Source organism: Nitrospirillum pindoramense (assembly GCF_007827955.1).
Taxonomy (GTDB): Bacteria; Pseudomonadota; Alphaproteobacteria; order Azospirillales; family Azospirillaceae; genus Nitrospirillum; species Nitrospirillum amazonense_B.
Genome location: NZ_VITR01000010.1, coordinates 184,498 through 204,562 on the forward strand (window position 1 = coordinate 184,498; position 20,065 = coordinate 204,562).

At 68.1% G+C, this 20,065-nt stretch carries 21 protein-coding genes; 10 read left to right on the forward strand and 11 right to left on the reverse strand.

The window, feature by feature from the left end:
- The first annotated feature begins 104 nt into the window (after positions 1-104).
- The 5 genes from FBZ90_RS17760 (at position 105) to FBZ90_RS17780 (ending at position 5,020) form a co-directional block, all read left to right on the forward strand.
- Entirely contained in the window at positions 105-1,145 is a 1,041-nt protein-coding gene (locus FBZ90_RS17760) for an aldo/keto reductase (protein WP_145734145.1), read from the forward strand.
- 22 nt (positions 1,146-1,167) lie between these two features.
- Positions 1,168-1,485: a UxaA family hydrolase gene (locus FBZ90_RS17765; protein ID WP_145734147.1), complete on the forward strand. Its 318-nt coding sequence runs from the start codon at positions 1,168-1,170 to the stop codon at positions 1,483-1,485.
- A 10-nt stretch (positions 1,486-1,495) separates the two neighbouring features.
- Positions 1,496-2,692: a UxaA family hydrolase gene (locus FBZ90_RS17770; protein WP_211102135.1), complete on the forward strand. Its 1,197-nt coding sequence runs from the start codon at positions 1,496-1,498 to the stop codon at positions 2,690-2,692.
- 82 nt (positions 2,693-2,774) lie between these two features.
- Positions 2,775-3,503: an SDR family oxidoreductase gene (locus tag FBZ90_RS17775; RefSeq protein ID WP_145734151.1), complete on the forward strand. Its 729-nt coding sequence runs from the start codon at positions 2,775-2,777 to the stop codon at positions 3,501-3,503.
- A 170-nt stretch (positions 3,504-3,673) separates the two neighbouring features.
- Positions 3,674-5,020 (forward strand): phospholipase D-like domain-containing protein, encoded by a 1,347-nt coding sequence (locus FBZ90_RS17780; RefSeq protein WP_145734152.1) that lies wholly within the window; start codon positions 3,674-3,676, stop codon positions 5,018-5,020.
- Here FBZ90_RS17780 and FBZ90_RS17785 read toward each other — a convergent pair.
- Together FBZ90_RS17785 and fucP are read right to left on the reverse strand one after the other, a co-directional pair.
- Positions 5,017-5,826 carry an amidohydrolase family protein gene (locus FBZ90_RS17785; RefSeq protein ID WP_145734154.1) on the reverse strand — a complete coding sequence of 270 codons (810 nt, stop codon included), beginning with the start codon at positions 5,824-5,826 and terminating at the stop codon, positions 5,017-5,019. The two genes, FBZ90_RS17780 and FBZ90_RS17785, sit on opposite strands and share 4 nt — an antisense overlap.
- A gap of 10 nt (positions 5,827-5,836) precedes the next feature.
- Entirely contained in the window at positions 5,837-7,177 is a 1,341-nt protein-coding gene (gene fucP, locus FBZ90_RS17790) for an L-fucose:H+ symporter permease (RefSeq protein ID WP_145734156.1), read from the reverse strand.
- Positions 7,178-7,436: 259 nt separating this feature from the next.
- On the opposite strand from fucP, the gene folD reads away from it, so the two are divergent.
- The 3 genes from folD (at position 7,437) to FBZ90_RS17805 (ending at position 9,153) form a co-directional block, all read left to right on the forward strand.
- The gene (gene folD / locus FBZ90_RS17795) at positions 7,437-8,345 is read left to right on the forward strand and encodes a bifunctional methylenetetrahydrofolate dehydrogenase/methenyltetrahydrofolate cyclohydrolase FolD (protein WP_145734158.1); all 909 of its coding nucleotides are present in this window, start codon (positions 7,437-7,439) and stop codon (positions 8,343-8,345) included.
- An 82-nt stretch (positions 8,346-8,427) separates the two neighbouring features.
- Positions 8,428-8,643, forward strand: coding sequence for a hypothetical protein (locus FBZ90_RS17800; protein ID WP_145734159.1), 216 nt, complete (start codon positions 8,428-8,430; stop codon positions 8,641-8,643).
- A 15-nt stretch (positions 8,644-8,658) separates the two neighbouring features.
- The gene (locus tag FBZ90_RS17805) at positions 8,659-9,153 is read left to right on the forward strand and encodes a type II toxin-antitoxin system VapC family toxin (RefSeq protein ID WP_145734161.1); all 495 of its coding nucleotides are present in this window, start codon (positions 8,659-8,661) and stop codon (positions 9,151-9,153) included.
- A gap of 27 nt (positions 9,154-9,180) precedes the next feature.
- Here the strand turns inward: FBZ90_RS17805 and FBZ90_RS17810 are convergent, their stop codons facing one another.
- The 8 genes from FBZ90_RS17810 to FBZ90_RS17845 form a co-directional block, all read right to left on the reverse strand.
- Positions 9,181-11,415, reverse strand: a complete 2,235-nt coding sequence (locus tag FBZ90_RS17810) for a tetratricopeptide repeat protein (RefSeq protein WP_145734164.1) — start codon at positions 11,413-11,415, stop codon at positions 9,181-9,183.
- Entirely contained in the window at positions 11,412-12,908 is a 1,497-nt protein-coding gene (locus FBZ90_RS17815; protein ID WP_186455878.1) for a tetratricopeptide repeat protein, read from the reverse strand. Before FBZ90_RS17815 ends, FBZ90_RS17810 begins: the two co-directional genes overlap by 4 nt.
- Before the next feature lie 143 nt (positions 12,909-13,051).
- Complete coding sequence (locus FBZ90_RS17820; protein ID WP_145734168.1) at positions 13,052-14,029, reverse strand: efflux RND transporter periplasmic adaptor subunit; 978 nt, start codon at positions 14,027-14,029, stop codon at positions 13,052-13,054.
- A 32-nt stretch (positions 14,030-14,061) separates the two neighbouring features.
- Entirely contained in the window at positions 14,062-14,265 is a 204-nt protein-coding gene (locus tag FBZ90_RS17825; protein ID WP_246130473.1) for a DUF1656 domain-containing protein, read from the reverse strand.
- A gap of 8 nt (positions 14,266-14,273) precedes the next feature.
- Positions 14,274-16,385, reverse strand: coding sequence for an FUSC family protein (locus tag FBZ90_RS17830; RefSeq protein ID WP_145734173.1), 2,112 nt, complete (start codon positions 16,383-16,385; stop codon positions 14,274-14,276).
- On the reverse strand, positions 16,382-16,888 hold the full coding sequence (locus tag FBZ90_RS17835) for a MarR family winged helix-turn-helix transcriptional regulator (protein ID WP_145734177.1): 507 nt from the start codon (positions 16,886-16,888) through the stop codon (positions 16,382-16,384). Before FBZ90_RS17835 ends, FBZ90_RS17830 begins: the two co-directional genes overlap by 4 nt.
- A gap of 111 nt (positions 16,889-16,999) precedes the next feature.
- Positions 17,000-17,284, reverse strand: a complete 285-nt coding sequence (locus FBZ90_RS17840) for a hypothetical protein (protein WP_145734179.1) — start codon at positions 17,282-17,284, stop codon at positions 17,000-17,002.
- A gap of 155 nt (positions 17,285-17,439) precedes the next feature.
- Entirely contained in the window at positions 17,440-18,207 is a 768-nt protein-coding gene (locus tag FBZ90_RS17845; protein WP_145734181.1) for a helix-turn-helix domain-containing protein, read from the reverse strand.
- Here FBZ90_RS17845 and FBZ90_RS27900 point away from each other — a divergent pair.
- Together FBZ90_RS27900 and FBZ90_RS17855 are read left to right on the forward strand one after the other, a co-directional pair.
- Positions 18,206-18,403 (forward strand): helix-turn-helix domain-containing protein, encoded by a 198-nt coding sequence (locus FBZ90_RS27900; RefSeq protein ID WP_186455880.1) that lies wholly within the window; start codon positions 18,206-18,208, stop codon positions 18,401-18,403. The two genes, FBZ90_RS17845 and FBZ90_RS27900, sit on opposite strands and share 2 nt — an antisense overlap.
- Positions 18,404-18,494: 91 nt before the next feature.
- A complete protein-coding gene (locus FBZ90_RS17855) occupies positions 18,495-19,193 on the forward strand; it encodes a hypothetical protein (RefSeq protein ID WP_145734185.1) in 699 nt (232 codons plus the stop codon).
- Positions 19,194-19,222: 29 nt separating this feature from the next.
- On the opposite strand, the gene FBZ90_RS17860 is transcribed toward FBZ90_RS17855, so the two are convergent.
- Complete coding sequence (locus tag FBZ90_RS17860; RefSeq protein ID WP_145734187.1) at positions 19,223-20,062, reverse strand: beta-keto acid cleavage family enzyme; 840 nt, start codon at positions 20,060-20,062, stop codon at positions 19,223-19,225.
- Between the last annotated feature and the right edge of the window lie 3 nt (positions 20,063-20,065).

A 20,065-nucleotide genomic window follows, 5' to 3' on the forward strand; every position in this document is an offset into this window, starting at 1 on the left:
AGCGCGCTTGACTTCGGGGCCGCCGCCACCGATTTTATATGCGGAAGGTGATTTCGTATATGAATGAAAATCACCCCGCCCCGGGAGTTAGCAGCGGTAGCCGAATGGACGCCTTTCCAATCTTCACCCCCCATTGTCCAGAACTGCCGCCCCTGGGTTTCGGCGCGGCCGCGATCGGCAATCTGTACCAGCGGGTGGAGGAGGGTGCCGCCCGCGCCGCCGTCGCGGCGGCGGTGGATGCCGGCATCCGCTATATCGACACGGCGCCGCACTATGGCTTCGGCCTCAGCGAAAGCCGCCTTGGCGCCGTGCTGGCCGACCTGGACCCCCGGGAAGAGCTGCTGCTGTCGACCAAGGTGGGGCGGGTGCTGGTGCCGGTGGCGCCGGACGCCGGGCCGGTGCGCCACGGCTTCGCCGACGCCGCGCCGTTTGAGCCGGTGTTCGACTACAGCTATGACGGGATCATGCGGTCCTACGCCGAAAGCCAGCGACGGCTGGGCCGCGACCGCATCGACCTGCTGCTGGCCCACGACCTGGGCACGCTCACCCACGGCGACGCCCACGCCGGCCATTTCCGTCAATTCCTGGACGGCGGCTATCGCGCCATGCGGGAACTGCGCCACCAAGGGGCGGTGCGCGCCATCGGCCTGGGGGTGAATGAGTGGCAGGTGTGCCTGGAGGCCATGGGGCACGCCGACTTCGACGTGGTGTTGCTGGCCGGGCGCTACACCTTGCTGGAACAGACGGCGCTGGACAGTTTTTTCCCCGCCTGCGCCACCCGGGGGGTGAAGGTCATCGTCGGCGGCCCCTACAATTCCGGTATCCTGGTGAACGGCACCCGGGGGGCCGCGCCGCTGTACTACAATTATGAGCCCGCGCCGGCCGCCATCGTCGACCGCGTGCGGCGGCTGGAGGCGGCATGCGACCGGTTCGGGGTGCCGCTGGCGGCCGCGGCCCTGCAGTTCCCCCTGGCCCACCCGGTGGTGGCCAGCGTCATCCCCGGCATGGCGGACTCAGCACAGGTGGCCCACACCCGCGCCCTGATGGACACGGCCATCCCGCCGGCGCTGTGGCAAGCCCTGCGCGATGATGGCCTGTTGCACCCCGAGGCCCCCATTCCCACCGCCCCAACCGCGCCCCGCTAACTCCCAACACGACGAAAGCCGCATGAGCACGCCCATCTCCCCCCTCATCCTGCTGCATCCGGATGACAATGTGCTGGTCGTTCGCGCCGCCATCCGCGCCGGCGACGCCCTGGACATCGACGGCACGCCCGTCACCGCGGCCCAGGACGTGACCGTGGGCCACAAGCTGGCCCGGCGCGCCCTGGCCGCCGGCGACAAGGTGCTGAAGTACGGCGCGCCCATCGGGTCCATGACCGCCGCGGTGGACGTCGGCGGCCATGTCCACATGCACAACATGAAAAGCGATTACATCGCCAGCCATACACGACAGGTGGTCGGCGGCAGCGAAGGGGGCCACTGATATGGGCGAGATGCGTGGATTTCTGAGAAGCGACGGGCGCAAGGGTATCCGCAACGTCATCGTGGTCGCCTATCTGGTGGAATGCGCCCACCATGTGGCCCGCCGCATCGTCACGCTCAGCGACGACATGGACGTGCACCTGATCGGCTTCCCCGGCTGTTATCCCAACAGCTACGCCTTCCAGATCATGACCAAGCTGTGCACCCACCCCAACGTCGGCGGCGTGCTGCTGGTGTCCCTGGGCTGCGAGAGCTTCAACCGCGAGGCCCTGCGCCAGGCCGTGGCCGCCAGCGGCCGGCCGGTGGAAACCCTGGTCATCCAGCAGGCCGGCGGCACGCGGGCCACCATCGAGGCGGGCCGCGAGGCCGTGGGCCGACTGAAGGCCATCGCCGGCCAGACGCCGGTGGCGCCCATGGCGCGCCATGAGTTGGTGGTGGGCACCATCTGCGGCGGCTCTGACGGCACCAGCGGCATCACCGCCAACCCGGCCGTGGGCCGCTGCTTCGACTGGCTGGTCGAGGCCGGCGCCACCTGCATCTTCGAGGAGACGGGCGAACTGGTGGGCTGCGAGCGCATCATGTCCGACCGCGCCGTCACGCCGGAACTGGGCGCGGAGATCGAGGCCTGCGTGCAGAAGGCGGAGCGCTACTACACCATCATGGGCTTCGGCAGCTTCGCCCCCGGCAATGCGGAGGGCGGCCTGACCACCCAGGAAGAAAAGTCCATGGGCGCCTATTCCAAGTCCGGCTCCTCGCCCATCACCGGCCTGATCAAGCCAGGCGACATCCCACCGTCCGGTGGCCTGTACCTCATGGACGTGGTGCCGGATGGTGAGCCGCGCTTCGGCTTCCCCAACATCTCCGACAATGCGGAGATCGTGGAACTGATCGCGTCGGGCAGCCACGTCATCCTGTTCACCACCGGCCGCGGCTCGGTCGTCGGTTCCGCCATCTCCCCCGTCATCAAGGTCTGCGCCAACCCGGAAACCTATACCCGGCTTGCGGACGACATGGACGTGAACGCCGGCCGCGTCCTGGAGGGCAAGGCCACCCTGGATGAGGTGGGGGCCGAGATCCTGGGCCTGGTCGAGGCGGCGGCGGCGGGCAACCGCACCGTGTCCGAGGCCCTGGGCCACCAGGAATTCATCCTGACCTACAAATCGTTCGAGCCGGTGGGCCCCGCCTGCCTGCCCACGCGGGCCGCTTAGCCCGCAGGGATCGCGCAGGGCGCAACGAGATAGCCAAGGGGCGGATGCCCCGCCGGCGTTTGAGGAACAAAGGAAGACTCTCATGGCACGTTTAGAGGGAAAGACGGCGGTGGTGACCGCGGCCGCGCAGGGCATCGGCCGGGCAGCGGCAGAGCTGTTCGCGCGCGAAGGGGCCACCGTCTACGCCACCGACATCAACACCGATAAGCTGGCCGAGGTGGCGGGCTGCAGGCAGCGCCGGCTGGACGTGCGCAGCGACGCGGACGTGGCCGCCCTGGCGGCGGAAGTCGGCACCATCGACGTGCTGTTCAACTGCGCCGGCTTCGTCCATGCCGGCACCATCCTGGAATGCGATGCCGGCGCCTGGGACTTCTCCTGGGACCTGAACGTCACCGCCATGGTCCGTACCATCCGCGCCTTCCTGCCCGGCATGCTGGAGGCGGGCAGGGGCAGCATCGTCAACATGTCCTCCGTCGCCAGCTCCATCAAGGGCGTGCCCAACCGCTTCGCCTATGGCGCGACCAAGGCCGCCGTCATCGGCCTGACCAAATCGGTCGCGGCCGACTTCGTGGGCAAGGGCGTGCGCTGCAACGCCATCTGCCCCGGTACGGTGCAGACCCCCTCGCTGGATGAACGCCTGGCCGCCACCGGCGACTACGCCGCGGCGCAGGCCGCCTTCGTCGCCCGCCAGCCCATGGGCCGCCTGGGCCGGCCGGAGGAGATCGCGGAACTGGCGCTCTACCTCGCCAGCGACGCCTCAGCCTTCACCACCGGCGCCATCCACGTCATCGACGGCGGCTGGACGGCGTAAGAAGTTTTATAAAATTCCCCACACTCGCCGGGTGCCGGTGGTCGCCGGCCTCCAGTGGCTGAGGTAAGCCTCCGCCACTGGTAGTACGCCTATCTAAGCCGGAAATCGGGGCCCATTCCGCCGCTGGTCGAAATGGCCAGCGGCGGGCGGCGGTGGCACGATCCGTGCCCATGCCGCCCCGCCTAAGCTTCGTCAAGACCACCCTTATCACCCTTGCCTTGGTCGGCAGCCTCGCCGGCTGCGCCGCGCTGCCTTCGGCCGATCCCGACATCGCCCAGGCGCTGGCCACGGCGGATGCCGCCGGCCGGCTGGACCTGTTGCGTCGTCAGGGGGAGATCATCGGTGGCGCGCCCTTCGTCGGCGGCAACAGCGTCACCCTGCTGCGCAGCGGCAGCGAAACCTATGCCGCCATGGACGCCGCCCTGGATGGCGCGCGCACCCGCATCGACATGGAAAGCTATGAGTTCGATGGGGTGGAGGGGTCACGCTTCGCGGAAAAGCTGGTGGCCAAGCGGGCGCAAGGGGTGGAGGTCAACCTAATCTATGACGCCTGGGGGTCGCAGGACACCCCGGACAGCGTCTTCGCCCGCCTGCGCCAGGGCGGGGTCAACCTGCTGGCATTTAACCCCATCGATCCGGCGGCACTGCTGACCCTGGACGTCAACCGCCGCGACCATCGCAAGCTGCTGATCGTGGACAATGCCGTGGCCATCGTGGGCGGCGTGAACATCAGCGCGGTCTATGACCGGCGCCACCATGCGGGCCCCGGGGAGCAAAGCAGGGGCGCGGAGAACCAGGACCCCGAACAGCGGCCCTGGCGCGATACCGACGTGCGCGTCGCCGGCCCGGTGGTGGCGGAGTTCGAGGGCCTGTATGCCCAAACGTGGGCGCAGCAGCGCCAGGCCCAAGGGCCAGATGCCGCCCCGCCGCTGAGCGCGCCCCCGCTCACACCGCGCACCCGGCCGGGCGAAACGGTCCTGCAGGCCCTCAGCGGCGCGCCGACGGAGGGGCGGCCCCTGATCTATCGCAGCCTGCTGGTGGCCGTGGCGCTGGCCCGCACCTCCATTCACCTGACCACCGGCTATTTCGTGCCGACGCCGGGCCTGGCCCGCGCGCTGTGCCAGGCGGCGCGGCGGGGTGTGAACGTGACCGTGCTGGTGCCGGGCCCCAGCGACAGCCCCCTGTCGGTCATGGCCGGGCGCGGCTATTACAGCGAGCTGCTGGCGGCCGGCGTGCACATCCACGAATACGCCGACGCCATCCTGCACGCCAAGACGGCGGTCATCGATGGCGACTGGTCCACCGTCGGTTCCTCCAACCTCGACTGGCGCAGCGTGGCCTTCAACAATGAAATCAACGCCGTGGTGCTGGGCGCCGGCTTCGGCCGGGAGATGGAGGCCATGTTCCAGCAGGATCTGACCCATGCCAAGGCCATCGATCCCGAGGCGTGGCGCCATCGCGGCCTGGATGAGCGCCTGGGCGAATGGGGCGCCCGCCTGGTCGAGGACGTGCTTTAAAGACGGTAGAAGCGCCGCGCCGTGCCGTCGAAGACGGCGGCATGGGCCGCAGCCGGCACCAGGCCGCGCGCCATGTCCAGCCAGCCGGCATAGTCGCCCGCCAGGTTCAGCACCGGCCAGTCGCTGCCCCACATCAGCCGGTCGGGACCGAAGGCATCGAGTAGGAGGTCGACATAGGGCCTCAACGCCTCGACCGTGGTGCGGGTGCCGGCCTCGGTCAGCAGGCCGGACAGCTTGGCATGGACCTGGGGCAGGGCGGCCAGAGCCCGCATATCTGCCGCCCAGGGCTCGATCTCGCAGCGCGCGATGTGGGGTTTGGCGCCATGGTCGATAACGATGGGCAAACCGGGATGCCGCCGGGCGAACCCCAGCAAGGCCGGCAGGTGGGGCGGCAGGACCAGGGCATCGAAGGTCAGGTCCTGCGCGACCAGGGCGCGGGCCGCCGCATCCACGGCCGGATCGGCGATCCAGTCCACCGGCAGGGACTGCAGCATGGGGCGCAGACCGCGCATCTTGGGCTGTTCCGCCAGGGCGGCAATGCGCCGGGGGGCCGTCGCCGCCTTCAGATCGGCCCAGCCGACCACGCCCAGGATGAAGGGATGGGCCGCCGCCTCGGCCAGCAGATAATCGGTATCCTCGTCGCAGGGCTGGGACTGGACCAGCACGCTGCCCGTGACGCCCAGCGGGGCGGCCAGGGCCTCCAGCTCCGCCCCGTCATGGTCGCGGTGGATAACGGCCAGGTCCGGCGTGGGCCAGGCGCAGCCATGGCGGCCCAGGCGCCAGATGTGCTGATGGGCGTCGATCATGGCGGGGAACTCAATGCGTGGCCACGATCTTCAGCCGGCCGTCACGCTCCCCCGCCGGCAGGCCGCGCCCGGCCAGGCCGAAGGCGGCCACCACGGCGAAGCAGAAGCCCGGCACCACCATGGCGACGGCGATGGACGTGACATCCGACAGCCGCCCCATGACCACCGGGATGGCGGCGCCGCCGATAATGGCCATGACCAGCCAGGACGAGCCGAGCTTGGTCAGCGGGCCCAGGCCGCGCAAGGACAGGGCGAAGATGGTGGGGAACATGATGGACATGAAGAAGCTGGTGGCGATCATGGCCCCCAGGCCCAGCCAGCCGCCGCCGAAGGCCCCCACCAGGCACAGCGCCACGTTGATACCGGCGAACAGGCCCATCAGCCGTTCCGCCGGGATGCGGCCCATGAGGGCGGTGCCGGCGAAACGCCCGGCCATGAAGGCCACCAGCGACAGGGTGAGATAGGCGGCGGCGGTCTTTTCCCCCGTGCCCGGCACGCTGTGCTGGGAATAGCGGATGAGGAAACTCCAGACCCCCACCTGAGCGCCGACATAGAAGAACTGCGTCACCACGCCGAACAGGAAATGGCGATGGCGCAACAGCCGGCGGAAGCCGCCCTCCTGCCAGGGCGCCCCGTCATCCACCGCCTCCTCCGGCCCATCGACTAGGGTGGGGAAGCGCACGGCGTAGACCACCAGGGCCCACAGCAGCACCAGCAACCCCAGCACCAGGTAGGAGGATTGGGCGGCCATCGCCTCCGTATCCCGGAAATGGGCCAGCGCTTCGGGCGACATCGCGGCCAATTGCTCGGGCGTGTATTCCACGCCGGACAGGATGAACTGCCGGCCCACCAGGACACCGGTGATGGAGCCTAAAGGATTGAAGGCCTGGGCCAGGTTCAGCCGGCGCTCGGCGCCCGCCGGGTCGCCCAGCACGGTCATGATGGGATTGGCGGACGTCTCCAGAAAGGCCAGGCCGCTGGCGATGACGAACAAGGCACCCAGGAAGGCGCTGTAGGCCCGCAGTTCCGCCGCCGGATAGAACAGCAGCGCGCCGACGCCATAGAGCGCCAGGCCGAAGACGATGGCGGCCTTGTAACCATAGCGGCGGGCGAACAGGGCCGCCGGCATGGCGCAGAAGAAATAGCCCAGGTAGAAGGCGGACTGCACCAGCCCCGACTGCCAATCCTGAAGGTCGAAGGCCTTGCGGAACTGCGCGATCAGGACATCGTTCAGGTTGTTGGCCACGCCCCACAGGAAGAACAGGCTGACGATCAGGGCGATGGGAACCACCCATTTCGGCTGGGCTCCCGATGGGGCCGCTTGGTGCTGCTGCGGATGGCCGTCCGACATGTCCCCTCCCAGGGTATTCTTTATCTCCGGCAGGCGGGGCCGGACGGACGCAGCACATCAAATATGAATTTATACGTCAAATATAAAAATGCCGATGGGCGGCGTGTCACAGGCCCACGTTACCCCACGGGCCCCTGTCACAGTGTCAGTGTCGCATGGCTGGGTCCGGGTGGCGCGGCCCGCCAAGGGATTGGCGCCGCAGGGCGCTGCGGCTAATGTCCCGCCCAATTATCGGGTTCGGCTGGCGGAGGATCAAGCCATGGCGCACATCATCGACGGCAAGGCGTTCGCGGGGCGCCTGCGGGAACGCATCGGCGCCAAGGTCGCCGACCTCACCGCCCGCCATGGGCTGAAGCCCGGCCTGGCCGTGGTGCTGGTGGGCGAGGACCCCGCCAGCCAGGTCTATGTCCGCAACAAGGGCGAACAGACCCACGCCGCCGGCATGCACTCGGTCACCCACCGGCTGGAGGCGTCGACCACCCAGGCCGACCTGCTGGCGCTGGTGCACAGCCTGAACACCGATCCGGCCATCCACGGCATCCTGGTGCAACTGCCGCTGCCGGCGCATATCGACAGCAACGCCGTGCTGGCCGCCATCGACCCGAACAAGGACGTGGACGGCTTCCATGTCGTCAACGCCGGCCGCCTGGCCGTGGGCCTGCCGGGGCTGGTGCCCTGCACGCCGCTGGGCTGCCTGATGCTGCTGAAGGACCATCTGGGCAGCCTGAAGGGCAAGCACGCCGTGGTGGTTGGGCGCTCCAACATCGTGGGCAAGCCCATGGCCCAGTTGCTGCTGCAGGCCGACTGCACCGTCACCATCGCCCACAGCCGCACCGCCGACCTGCCGGCCCTGTGCCGCACCGCCGACATCCTGGTGGCCGCCGTCGGCCGGCCGGAGATGGTGAAGGGCGATTGGGTGAAGCCCGGCGCCGCGGTCATCGACGTGGGCATCAACCGCGTGCCCGCCCGCGATCCCGCGGCCGCCGCCGCCGGCAAGACCCGCCTGGTGGGCGACGTCGCCTATGACGAGGCGGCAGCCGTCGCCGGCGCCATCACCCCCGTGCCCGGCGGCGTGGGCCCCATGACCATCGCCGTCCTGCTGCTGAACACCCTGACCGCCGCCTGCCGCAGCCACGGGCTGGAGGCGGAATTGGCGGAGTTCAACTGAAACCCATCATCATCCTTGACCAAGCCGCGCCCAGGCCTGATTATTATTAGCTGGGTGATTGCTTCGGGCTGGGGAAGCTGAAATGGCTGAAAAATCGCAGTCGAAGCAGGCGGACGATCGGACGGTTTCCGGCTCCTACACCAAGGAGGGCCGGGCGCTTTCCTACACGATCACCGTCCATGGCTTAAGCCGTGGCGAAGCGGGCCGCGTTCTATCTAACAAGAGCAGCCCATCGTCTGAACGCATGGTCACCGCGCCCAAAGGACCTAAGCGCCTGGGGGTGGCTAAGTCGTCTTAAGCAAGGCTAAACGCCTTGAAGTTACTGTTAGATACCCACGCCCTGTTCTGGGCCCTAGTCGAGCCGGATAATCTTGCCGCTGACACACGGCTGGCTTTGGAAGATCCAGCCAATCAAGTCTTTGCCACACTGGCTTCCGCCCAGGAGTTGGCCATGAAACTCTCAGCCAACCAATGGCCAGAAGCCAAAGGACTGCTTCAGGATTTTGAGCGCTTGGTGGTGGACGAGGCGGGATTCTTTCTCCTCGCCCCTACCGCTGTGGACTATCTGAACATGACGCGCCTACCGACGGTCGACGGACATAAGGATCCAATGGATCGACTGATCATTGCGATGGCCATCGCCCGGGGCCTCACCCTGGTAAGCAGTGACAACAACACTCCCAATTATGCCGTCGAATGGATCACGGCGGGGAAAGGCAGCGGTGGCGGTTCGCCCCGTCAGAGGGACCGCATCATACCGGTCGAGCCATTGACACCCATCCCCACGGTAGACCCGCAGATTTCCTGACTAGCGGTACAATTTTCGGGTCCTGGTTCAAGCCCCAGCCAGCCCAACCGGTTGCCGGCTTACCGTGTTTATCAGCGCCTCGCTCACCCGCGCCACCACGCCATCCCAATCCCCCGGCGTCGCCTGGTTGAACAGGCGCAGGGTGGGGTACCACGGGCTGTCGTTCCGGTTTCGGAACCATCGCCAGCAGCTGTCATGGCGGTTCATCACCCACACCGGCTTGCCCAGGGCGCCGGCCAGGTGAACGACAGAGGTATCGACACTGATCACCAAGTCCAGGTTGGCGATCAGGGCGGCGGTGTCGCCGAAGTCCGCCACCTCGGCCATACGGTCGATCAGGGGAAGGTCCGCCGGCGGCACCGCATCCTTCTGCAGGCTGTAGAGCCGCACGCCGGGCACCTGGGCCAGGGGCGCCAGCAACGCCGGCGCCACGGAACGGCGGCGATCCACCGCCGCCAGTTCCGGCCGGTCGCGCCGAGGGTTACCGGCCCAGACCAGCCCGACGCGCAGGCCGGGACCGTCCCCGGCCAGGCGGTCGCGCCAGGCGGCGATGTTCGCCGCGTCGGCGGCCAGGTAGGGCACCGCCGCCGGGATGGTTTCGACCGTGGTGCCGAAGGCCAGCGGCAGGCTCATCATCGGGCATTGCAGGTCGAAGGGTGGCAGGGGCTCCCCCTCCACCAGGATGTGGGTCACGCCGGGCAGGGGGCGCAGCAGGCGGGCCACCTGCGGCTGGACGGCCAGGGTGATGCTGAGCCCCCGCGCCGCCACCAACGGCAGGTAACGGCTGAATTGCAGGGTGTCACCCAGCCCCTGTTCGGCATGGATCAGGATGGTCTTGCCGGCCGCCGGCTCCCCCCGCCATTGCGGCTGGGGGAATTGGCGGGCGTAGGGCGTCATCTGGCGCGTCTGCCAGCGCCACTCATATTCGCGCCACCCTTCCTCATACTGTCCGGCGGACAGCAGCGACATGCCCAGATTGTTGTGGCACGCGCCGTACTCGGGCTTCAGGGCGATGGCGCGCCGGAAGCAGGATATGGCCCGCTCAAGTTCGCCTTTCGCCTGAAAGACGGCACCCAAGTTATTGTGGGCCTCGGGATAATCCGGGTTCAGGGCTAGGGCTGCCTGGATCTGGGTCTGCGCCCGGTCCATCTGCGCCTCGGCATGCAGGGCCATGCCCAGGTTGTTGTAGGGCTCGGCGTAGTCCGGCTGGGCATCAATGGCCTGGTCGAAGGCGCACGCCGCCTCGGTTCCCTTGCCCTGCGCCAGAAGAGCAAGCCCCAAGTTGTTGTAAGTCTTTGGATTATCCGGCAGCAGGGTGATGGCGCGGGAAAAGCAGCTCTCCGCCTCGGCATAGCGGCCATGGATGTAGAGGATGAGGCCCATGTTGTTGTGGGCGTCGGCGAAGTCCGGCTTCAACGCCAGCGCCCGCTGATAGCACAGCAGCGCCTCCGGCGCCTGACCCAGCGTTTGCAGGGTGGTGCCCAGGCTGCCATGGGGCACCGGGTCATCGGGACGCAGGGCCGCCGCCCGGCGCAGATGGGGCAAGGCCTCCTCATGCCGGTCCAGATCCTGCAACACCAGGCCCAGGTTGAAGCAGGCCTCGGCATGGTCGGGGGCGCGCTTCACCGCCTGGCCCAGCCAGGTCAGCGCCTCCTCCATCCGGCCGGTCAGGCGCAGCACCAGGCCCAGATTGTAGAGGGCGTTGACATAGTCGGGCCGGGCCGCCAGGGCGGCGCGGAATCCCGCCTCCGCCTCCGCCCAGCGCGACTGCAGGCGGCGCACCACGCCGCGGTTGTTGTGCGCCTCCGCGTAAGCGGGGCGGAGCGCCAGCGCACGGTCGAGCGCGACCAGTGCCTCCTCCAGCCTGCCCTGGGCCTTGAGGGCGTTGCCCAGGTTGTTGTGGCCCTCGGCGAAATCGGGCTTCAGCGCCACGGCACACTGGAAGCAGTCGGCGGCGGCATCGATGTCGCCCGTGGCCTCCCGCACCGTGCCCAGGTTGTTGAGCGCCTCCGGGAAGGCCGGTTTCAGGGCCAGCGCCTGGGTGATCAGATCCACCGCCTCCGCCATGCGCTTTTGCTGAAAGGCGACGACGCCCAGCAGGTGCAGGCTTTCCGGGTGGCGCGGCATCAACGACAGGGCCTTGCGGTACAGCACGGCCGCCGCCTCCAGCCGGCCAGCCTTGTGCTGGACCAGCGCCGCGGCGAAGGCCTTGTTCCCCGGGGTCAGGGGCGGTTTCGCGGCGGGCATGGGGCGGGCGGTCATGGGCGGATTCCAGTGGTGAAGGGGACGGCCAGCGCTGTGCGCGCGGACTGGACGACGCTGGCCCAGTCCCCAAGGCGCGGCTGACGGAATTGACGCAGGGTGGGATACCAGGGGCTGTCATCGCGGCCGCGCAGCCAGCGCCAGCAACTATCGAAGCGGTTCATCAGCCAGACGCTGACGCCCATGGCCGCCGCCAGATGGGCGACGGCGGTGTCGACGCTGATCACCAGATCCAGGTTGCTGATCAAGGCGGCGGTGTCGGCGAAATCCGCGACGCTGTCGATCAAGCCGCCCAGGCTTGCGGGCACGTCCTGCTCCGCCGCGTCCTTCTGCAGGCTGATGAAGCGGACGCCGTCTTCCTGCAACAGGGGCAGCAAAGTGGCCAACCCCATGGACCGGCGGCGGTCGGCCACCGCCACGTCAGGCGTGTCGGCGCGGGGGGCGCCCGCCCAGACCAGCCCCACCACCGGGCGGCGGTCGCCCGGCGCCTCGGCGGCCAAGCGGCGGCGCCAAGCCGCGGATTCCGCCGGATCGGCGGTGAGATAAGGGATGGGCGCCGGAATGGTCGGCACGGTGGTGCCGAATGCCAGCGGCAGGCTCATCATCGGGCAATGCAGGTCGAAGGGCGGCAGCGGCCTGCCATGGGCCACCACCTGGTCCACCCCTGGCAGCCGGCGCATGAGCCGCACCAGGGGCAGCGGCACCTCCACCACCACGCGCAGTCCCCGCTGGGCCACCAGGGGGATGTAACGGCAGAATTGCAGGCTGTCGCCGTACCCTTGCTCGGCATGGATCAGCACGATGCGGCCGGGCGCGTCCTCCCCCCGCCATTGCGGGCAGGTGAAGGGCCGGCGGGCGGCGGCCAATTGCGCGTCCTGCCAGCGCCACTCGAACTCCCGCCAGCCTTCCTCATAGCGCCCGGCGGCCAGCAGGGTCATGCCCAGGTTCTTGTGGGCGGCGGCATAGTCGGGCCGCAGGGAAAGGGCCCGGCGATAGTGGTCAATGGCCTGATCCAGCCGCCCCTGCATCTGCAGGACCACGCCGGTGTTGTTCAAGGCTTCCGGATAATCGGGCCGCAGGGCCAGCGCCCAGTCGAAAAAGGCGAGGGCGTCGTCCAGGCGGTTTTCCACCTGCAGCAGGTGCCCCATGTTGTTGTGGGCCTGGGGATCGTCGGGATCGCTGGCCAGCGCGTCCTCGAAGCAGCTCATGGCTTGGGCCAGGTCGCCGGCGTCGTGGTGCGCGATGCCCAGCGCGTTATGAACCCGCGCCTCGAACGGGTTAAGGATCAGCGCCTGGCGGTACTGCGCCACCGCCTCGTCCCGCCGTCCGTCAGCCTGCAGCAGGACGCCCAGATTGAAACGGATGTCGATGGAGGTGGGTTTCTCGGCCACCGCCGCCTGCAGCCGCAGGATGGCCCGCCGGATGGCCTCGGCGCTGGGCATGCCCGTTGCCGTCGCTTCGGCCGTAGCCGCCCAGTCTGGCACCGCCGCCATTCCGCCCCACACCCTCCGAACCATCAGCCCCTGGCGCCACCCCGGCGTCAGCCCAGGGGCCACCTGATCGCTTAAACGGGCGGCGGCCTGCCGGCTGTCGGCGTTTCGTGAGACTGCGGCGAGATGTCCTTGAGAGGGGTTGCTCAGCGCGCCTTGGGCTTGGGCGAGGGCGCCGCAGCTGGAGGAGGCGGGTTGGCCTGCTGCGGGTCCGTGGCATGGGGCAGCCTGGTCAGGGGCGTCTTCAGTACGGCGTCGGAGCCGACGACCGCCACGGTGGCGGTGCGGCCGGGGATCAGACGCAGGTCGGCGGGCGGATGGTCCAGGATCACACGCACCGGGATGCGCTGGGCCAGGCGCACCCAGCTGAAGGTAGGGTTCACGTTGGCCAGCAGATTGCTGCCGTCCGTCCGCTCCCGATCCTCGATGGCGGCGGCGATGCTTTCCACATGGCCGGTGAAGGCCCGGGGATCGCCCATCAGGCGCACCGTCACGGTGTCGCCCACGTGGATGCGGCCCAGCTTGGTCTCCTCGAAATAGCCCTGCACATGCAGGCTGTCGCTATCCACCAGGGCGGTCACGGCCTTGCCGGCGGTGACGTAGTCGCCGGGGCGCAGGTCGAAATTGGTGATGTAGCCGTTCACGGTGGCGACAACCTCCGTCCGGTCCAGATTCAACTTGGCGACATTGCGGTCGGCCACGGCCTGGAGGTAGACGGCCTCCGCCTCGCGGGCGGCGGCGATCGTCTGCTCCTGCTTTTCCCGCGACACGGCGGACGCGCTCAAGGACTGATAGCGGTTCCGTTCCAGCACGGCCTCGTCAAAGCTGGCTTTCTTGGCCGCCACCGCGGCGTCCGCCTGCTGCAGTGCCAGGGTGAAGCGTGCCTTGTCGATGCGGAACAGCACCTGGCCCCGGGTCACGGTCTGGTTGTCCCGCACCAGCACCTCGTCCACCAGGCCGGAGACGTCGGGGGTGACGCCGACGATGTCGGCGCGCACCCGGCCGTCGCGGGTCCACGGCTCATCCATGTAGTAAATCCAGAAGCGCCAGCCCACCAGGGCAGCGATGGCGACTACAACCAGGGTGACGGCCAGACGGGTCAGGGTGGTGATGAGGCTGCGCATGGCGGCGGCGTCCAGGATTGGGGAAAATGGGCTCAGGGGAGAGGGGTGTGGTGAGCGAACAGGGCCGCCACGCCACCCAGGACGATGACGTAGACGGCGAGGTCGAACAGCGGCCGGTGCCAAACCATACGGTAGGCACCCACCAGGCGCAGGACCCAGCGGACGGCCATAGAGATGAGGAAGGCGATCACGCCCCAAACCAGCAGCGGGGACACGAAGACACCGTGAATGTCCATTTCGCCGATCATGCGGCCAGGCTTTCCGGGTTGGGGGGCAGGGGAATGGCGGGTGGGGACGGCGGCAAGTCGGGCACGCCGTCGGACAGGGCCCGCCGGATGCCCGCCAGCGCCAGCAGGGCTTGGCGCGGCCTGCGGTCCGTCAGGGGCAGCAAAGCCGCCAGGGCGGCATCGATGCGGGCCAGCAGGGTGGGTGACGGCGCACGCGGCGCCCCGGCGCGGCTGATGGCGCTGTAATGCTGCGCCAGGTCGGCCAGAACGGCGTCCAACGCCGCGCGGGCCGGGCTGGGCAGGGCCCCTTCGACCGTGCGGAGTTCCAGGATGTTGATGCCGGTGCGGATATCGGCCAAGGCGTCGGCCGCGGCCACCTCCGATCCTGGCGGCAGGGCGGCCAGACGGGGCACCAGCAGGCCCATGCGGTCGAGCAGCCTGCCGGTGAACACCGGGCCCAGGGCGCCATCGGGAGCGGGAACGCGGATGTCGGCCACGCCACGAATGTCCGTCCAGCAGGCGCGCAGGATGCGCCGGGCGCCCCATTCCGCGCCTACCGCCCGCACCAGCGCCGTCACCAGCCCGGCGAACCCCATGCCCAGGACCAGCGCCAGGGCGCTGTTGAGATAGGCGGCGAAGTCGGCGCTGTAGGTATTACTCAGGCCCGCCAGGGTAGGGAGGGTGGCGCCCACCGCCAGGGCCCGGCCAGCCAGGCGCGGGTTGGCGATGACACGGCCCAGCAGCAGGAACAGGGGGCCAAGAACCAGGGCCAGCATCACGAAGCCGTCGATACGCGGCATGATGGCGAAGATGTAGATGCCGGCCAGGATGGCGGCCAGGGCGTTGTAAAGCGCGAAATCCAGGATGGCCGGCACTGGGTTGTCCTGCGCGGCGAAGAAACAGCAGGCGACGGCCGCCATTTCCAGGGCGATGGCGCCGTCCGCCCATTCCGTGCCGATCCAAAAGACGCTGCCCAGCAGGATGGTCAGGGCGGCGCCGGCGCCAGACCACAGGGCCATGCCCAGGTCCCGGTGCATGGCGACCTCCGCCCCCGCGCGCCCACCCCGCCGACGGCGCACCCGGTGGCCATGCCCCCCGCCCCGGATATACAGGCGCAGGTCGCGGCAATCCTGGATGGCGTCCATCAGGTCTTTGAGCCGCGTCAGCAGGTTCAGGGTCAGCACGCCGCGCCAATCGGCGGGCGGCGCGCGCAGCGCCGCGATGCGGACGCGCAGGGCCGCCGCGACCTCCGCCGGTGCCTCCACATCGTCCACCCAGTCGGCCAGATCGGCCAGCAGGTCCGACAAGGGGGCGGGCAGACCACCGTCAGCCTTCAGGGCCCGCACGCGATCCCCGACCCCCGACAGGATGGGCAGCAGCATCACCAGCCGCTGACGCAGGCGCCGCACCTCCTGGCTCAGGCCATGCAGGGGACTGGTGTCGTAATCCAGATGGGTGGCCATCATCTGCAACTCGACCGCGTCGGCCGCCAGGCGGCGGCGGTCGGACCGGGTAGCCACCGTCTCCTCCGCCCCCGACAGGGCCTCACGCGCCCAGCGGCCGACATCGGCGGCGAAGGCATCGATACGGCCGGTGACCACGGGGCCAATGCCCCGGGGGAAAATGACGCTGCCGATGACGGTGGCGCACAGGATGCCGACGGTGATCTCCTCCACCCGGGCCAGCGCCGCGTCGAAGACGGTGCCGGGATCGGTCACGGTGGGAAAACCGATAAGGGCGGTGCTGTAGGCCGCGAGCATGAAAACATAGCTGCGCGGGGTGCGGTCGAGCAGGGCCAGCGTCAGGCACGCCATGGTCCACAGGGCCATGGCCACACACAGCAGGGGCGGAGCGTCCACCAGGTTGGGGATGATGGCCACGGTGGCCACGGCGCCGATGATGGTGCCCAGCACCCGGAACACGCCCTTGGACCGCATGGCGCCGGCGAGCGGCTGGGACACGATGAAGACCGTGCCCGCCGCCCAATAAGGACGCGGTAGATCCAGGCTGAAACCGATGTAGAGAGCCGCCAGGGCGGCGGCCGCCGTCTTGGCGGCGAACATCCAGTCGCCAAAGCCTTGGGACCAGCCCCGGAAACACGCTTTGAACCAGGTGGCGGCCGCTGTCATGGCGCGCCCCCATCGGCGGCCCCATTGGCGGCGCCGTCCATCGCCCCCAGCGACCGGCCTAGCGCCCGCTCCACCGCCGTGAAGACGGTCAACGCCGTCTCCAACTGGTCCGGCGTCACGTCCGCCAGCAGACGCCGGCGCATGCCGTCCAGCGCGTCGTCCAGCCGCACCGCCAGCGCACGCCCCTCGGCCGTCAGGTGCAGGGTCTTGACCCGCCGGTCGCGGGGATCGGTGCGCCGTTCCAACAGGCCGTCCCTTTCCAGCATGTCCACCAGCCGCACCAGCGACGGCCCCTCAACCCCGACATGGTCGGCCAACTGGCCTTGGCGGATGCCGTCGCCCAGCCGGGCCAGCACCACCAGGGGCAGGGTGGTCGCCTCGGATTGACCATAGGCCTTCAGGGTCGCATCCGCCTCCCGCCGCCAGAAGCGCGCAAGATAGCAGAGCGTCAGGCCGAAGGCCCGATGCCGGGGCGAAAGAGGAAGAGGGGGCGCTTGTTCCATGCCATGAACATTAGGATACTAACGATTAGCCTTCAAATGACATGATGATGGGAGCTGGCTTGCATCGGGCGGATGACACAACCAGCGCCATAGACGCGCCCATCATACCATCTAAGATTGATCGCCAGCTAACGAACCGGCCCGGCGGATGCCGACCGGGGAGACGGCAAGACTGTTCGCCGCCCGTTCCAGGGCATGGGCATTGCGGAAGCCCTGGGCGCGGGCGGCCACGCCGACGTGGGCGGCGGCGGCCCGGCGCAGGCGATAGCTGGGCGCGGTGCGCGCCACCACCGCCAGCCCGTCCAGGCCGCGTACCACAAGCTCAATAAAAGTGTCGTGCCGGGCCAGGCAAGCCAATTGCCAATAGAGATGGGTCGTGCGCTCAAGACGGGTCATAGGCCTCTCCACAGGGAAAGGGCCCCACAGGCGTTCAGCACTGGGGAAGGGGAACATCGGCGGAACAGCCGATGCCCTGACGGTGCCCGAACAGCAACCGCCCGTCAATTCATAAGTTGCCTATTTAACAACTTCCGCACCGAGGACGGGTGCCTTTACAGCCGCCGCCCCACCCACACCACGCGGCCGATGATGTCGATGTCGGCCGCCGCCCGCTCATAGACGCGATGGTGCGGATTGTCCGACCGGATTTCGACCAAGGGCGGGTGCGAGCCCATGATCAGTTCCAGCCGCTTGATCACCACGCCTTGCCCATCCCATAGGGCGAAGACGCCGGGGGGCGAGGGGGACTGGTCCGCCAGGTTGACCATGACCCGGTCGCCGGGCATCAGCGTCGGCTCCATGCCATCGCCCCGCACCTCGACGATGCGCACGGCCGCCGCCCGCACCTGCAGTTCGGAACTCAGGTACGCGGCGGGGAAGCGCCACTGGGCGATGGTTTCATCCTCGCGGAAGCCCTGCGGCCGTCCCTCATGGCTGGCCAGGAAGCCGCCACGCCGGTCGCCGTAGATGTCGACCTCCGCCACCTCGACCGAGGCATCATCGCCCCACCCGGGCACCGACGGCGCCACCGGCTCCAGCAATTCAGCCACGCCGCAGCCCAGGCTGGCGGCGATGGCCATCATGCGCGCCTGCGACAGCCGCGTGCGGCCGGACTCCAGCTTGGAAATCACCGTCTTATCGGTGCCGATCAGGGCGCCCAGCTGTTCCTGGGTCATGCCTTTGGCTTCACGAAGTTCGCGGATGCGATTGGGGGGGCGGTCAGTCATACAAGCCAAGTTGCCACAGCGGCTACCATCCGTCAGTCGCCATACCGGCAACCGATTGACAATAAGTTGCCCATCTCGCATCATTTCGCGCATGACGCTCGCCGACTATCTTCAAGCCCAGGGGCTGACCGCCGCCGAATTCGCCCGGCGCATCGGGCGCAGCCGATCAACCGTCGGCCGCTGGTGCGCCGGCCTCCGCCACCCTGACGCCGCCGCCATGCGGGCGATCATGGAAGAGACCAAGGGGGCGGTGATGCCGAACGACTTTTTTGGTAGCTTCGAAGCGTGAGCCGTTCCTTAGACCAAAAATTGGTTGTCTTCTACGGCTGTTCTTACTTAAATTTACCACTCTTGCATTTCATGCCATTAAAGGAATTGTCTTGGGCATTTCTTCATCTATCAAAAATCACCTTAAAAGGGCCGTCTTCGTAGCTATGAGCCTGGCATTCTTTGGATGCGCATCGGACGACCCAACGAAACTTTCCTTCAAGTCAAGCAACAGCCAATCACTCCTGCTCATGGAAATGGATCCCGTTGCAGGAGAATACGCTGCAAGCATCGCGTCATTTGATGAACCTAATAACTTTGTCACTCTGTCTTTGACGGGCGGGACAGGACGACTGTTCAAAAAATCGGCAAATTCAAATTATTCTTACGCCATCGTAAGTCCAGGGGCCTACGTTTTCACTGGCTTTATTCAGCAAGAATCCTGGGCGCTTTGTTTCCATGCCCGTACTTTTGCCTTTACCGTGGAGCCTGGACAAAGCCTTTATCTGGGTCACTTGAAGACGCGCATTCATTTGGCGCAGCTACAGCAGCAGGTTTCCATGTTCGGGCCTATTTCGGTTCGTCAAGGCAACACCGTTTATTATCGGGACGGAATCCTGGCGCCTCAGATCCTGACCCCATCGGCAACCGATCTCAGCCGCGCACAACAATATGTTGACCAGTCCATGCCAAGAGTTCAGGCCACGCTAACCCCCGCCACCTACAGGTCAGCCAAGTTCGATGTCGGACACGACATTTTCGGCCATACCCTTTGCCTCGGGTACGGCCGTCAACCCCTGCCGAACAATTAAATGCCACTGGGTTGGAAGGGGCGGTTCTATTATGCTCCGAACCGCGCCCGCACGTCGTCCGCCGTCGCCGGCGGGCGCCCCATGAGCCGCCCGCCCTGGGCGGCGGCGGCCACCAGGGCGGCGTTGCCCGAGGCCAGGGCGCCATCTGGCAAGTGCAGGTTGTTCTCGAAGCCAACGCGGATGTGGCCGCCCAGGCCGGTGGCGGTCAGCACGCAGGCGTTCTCCCGCCGGCCGAAGGCGCAGACCGCCCAGGGCACGTCGCCGGTGTTGTCCTGGGCCGCGTCCGCCACCGGCTCCAGGAAGGGCAGCAGGTCACGCGGGTCGCTGACCTGGCCGGCGGTGTAGCGGCCCAGGACATATAACAGGAAGTGCGGCACCTCCGGCACCACGCCGCGCCGGCGCAGATCGTGCCAGCGCAGCAGGTCGTCGCGGGAATAGAGGATGGTCTGCACCATGATCCGCTCCCGCGCCAGCCAGGCGAAGAAGTCGGCGGCCTCCTTCTCATGCGCAGCGTCGGGCGCCAGTTCGCGGATGGCGAGCGACACCGCCTCTGGCCTCAGGGCGCGGATGACGGCCATCTGGTGGGGCGGGTGATACAGGCCGGCGGCCTCCGTCGTCACCTGGACGACCAGGCGGTCACCCACGGCATCGCGCACCGCCCGGGTGGCGGCGGCATAGGCATCAGCGTCCAGCAGGTGGCGCCCCTGGGCGTCGCGCACGTGCATGTGGATCATGGCGGCGCCCGCCTCCAGGCAGGCGGCGGCGTCCCGGGCGATCTCTGCCGGGTCCAGGGGAATGGCCGGGTGGTCGGTCTTCAGCCGCCGGGCGCCGTTGGGCGCCACGGTCAGGATCACGGGATCGGCATTCATTCG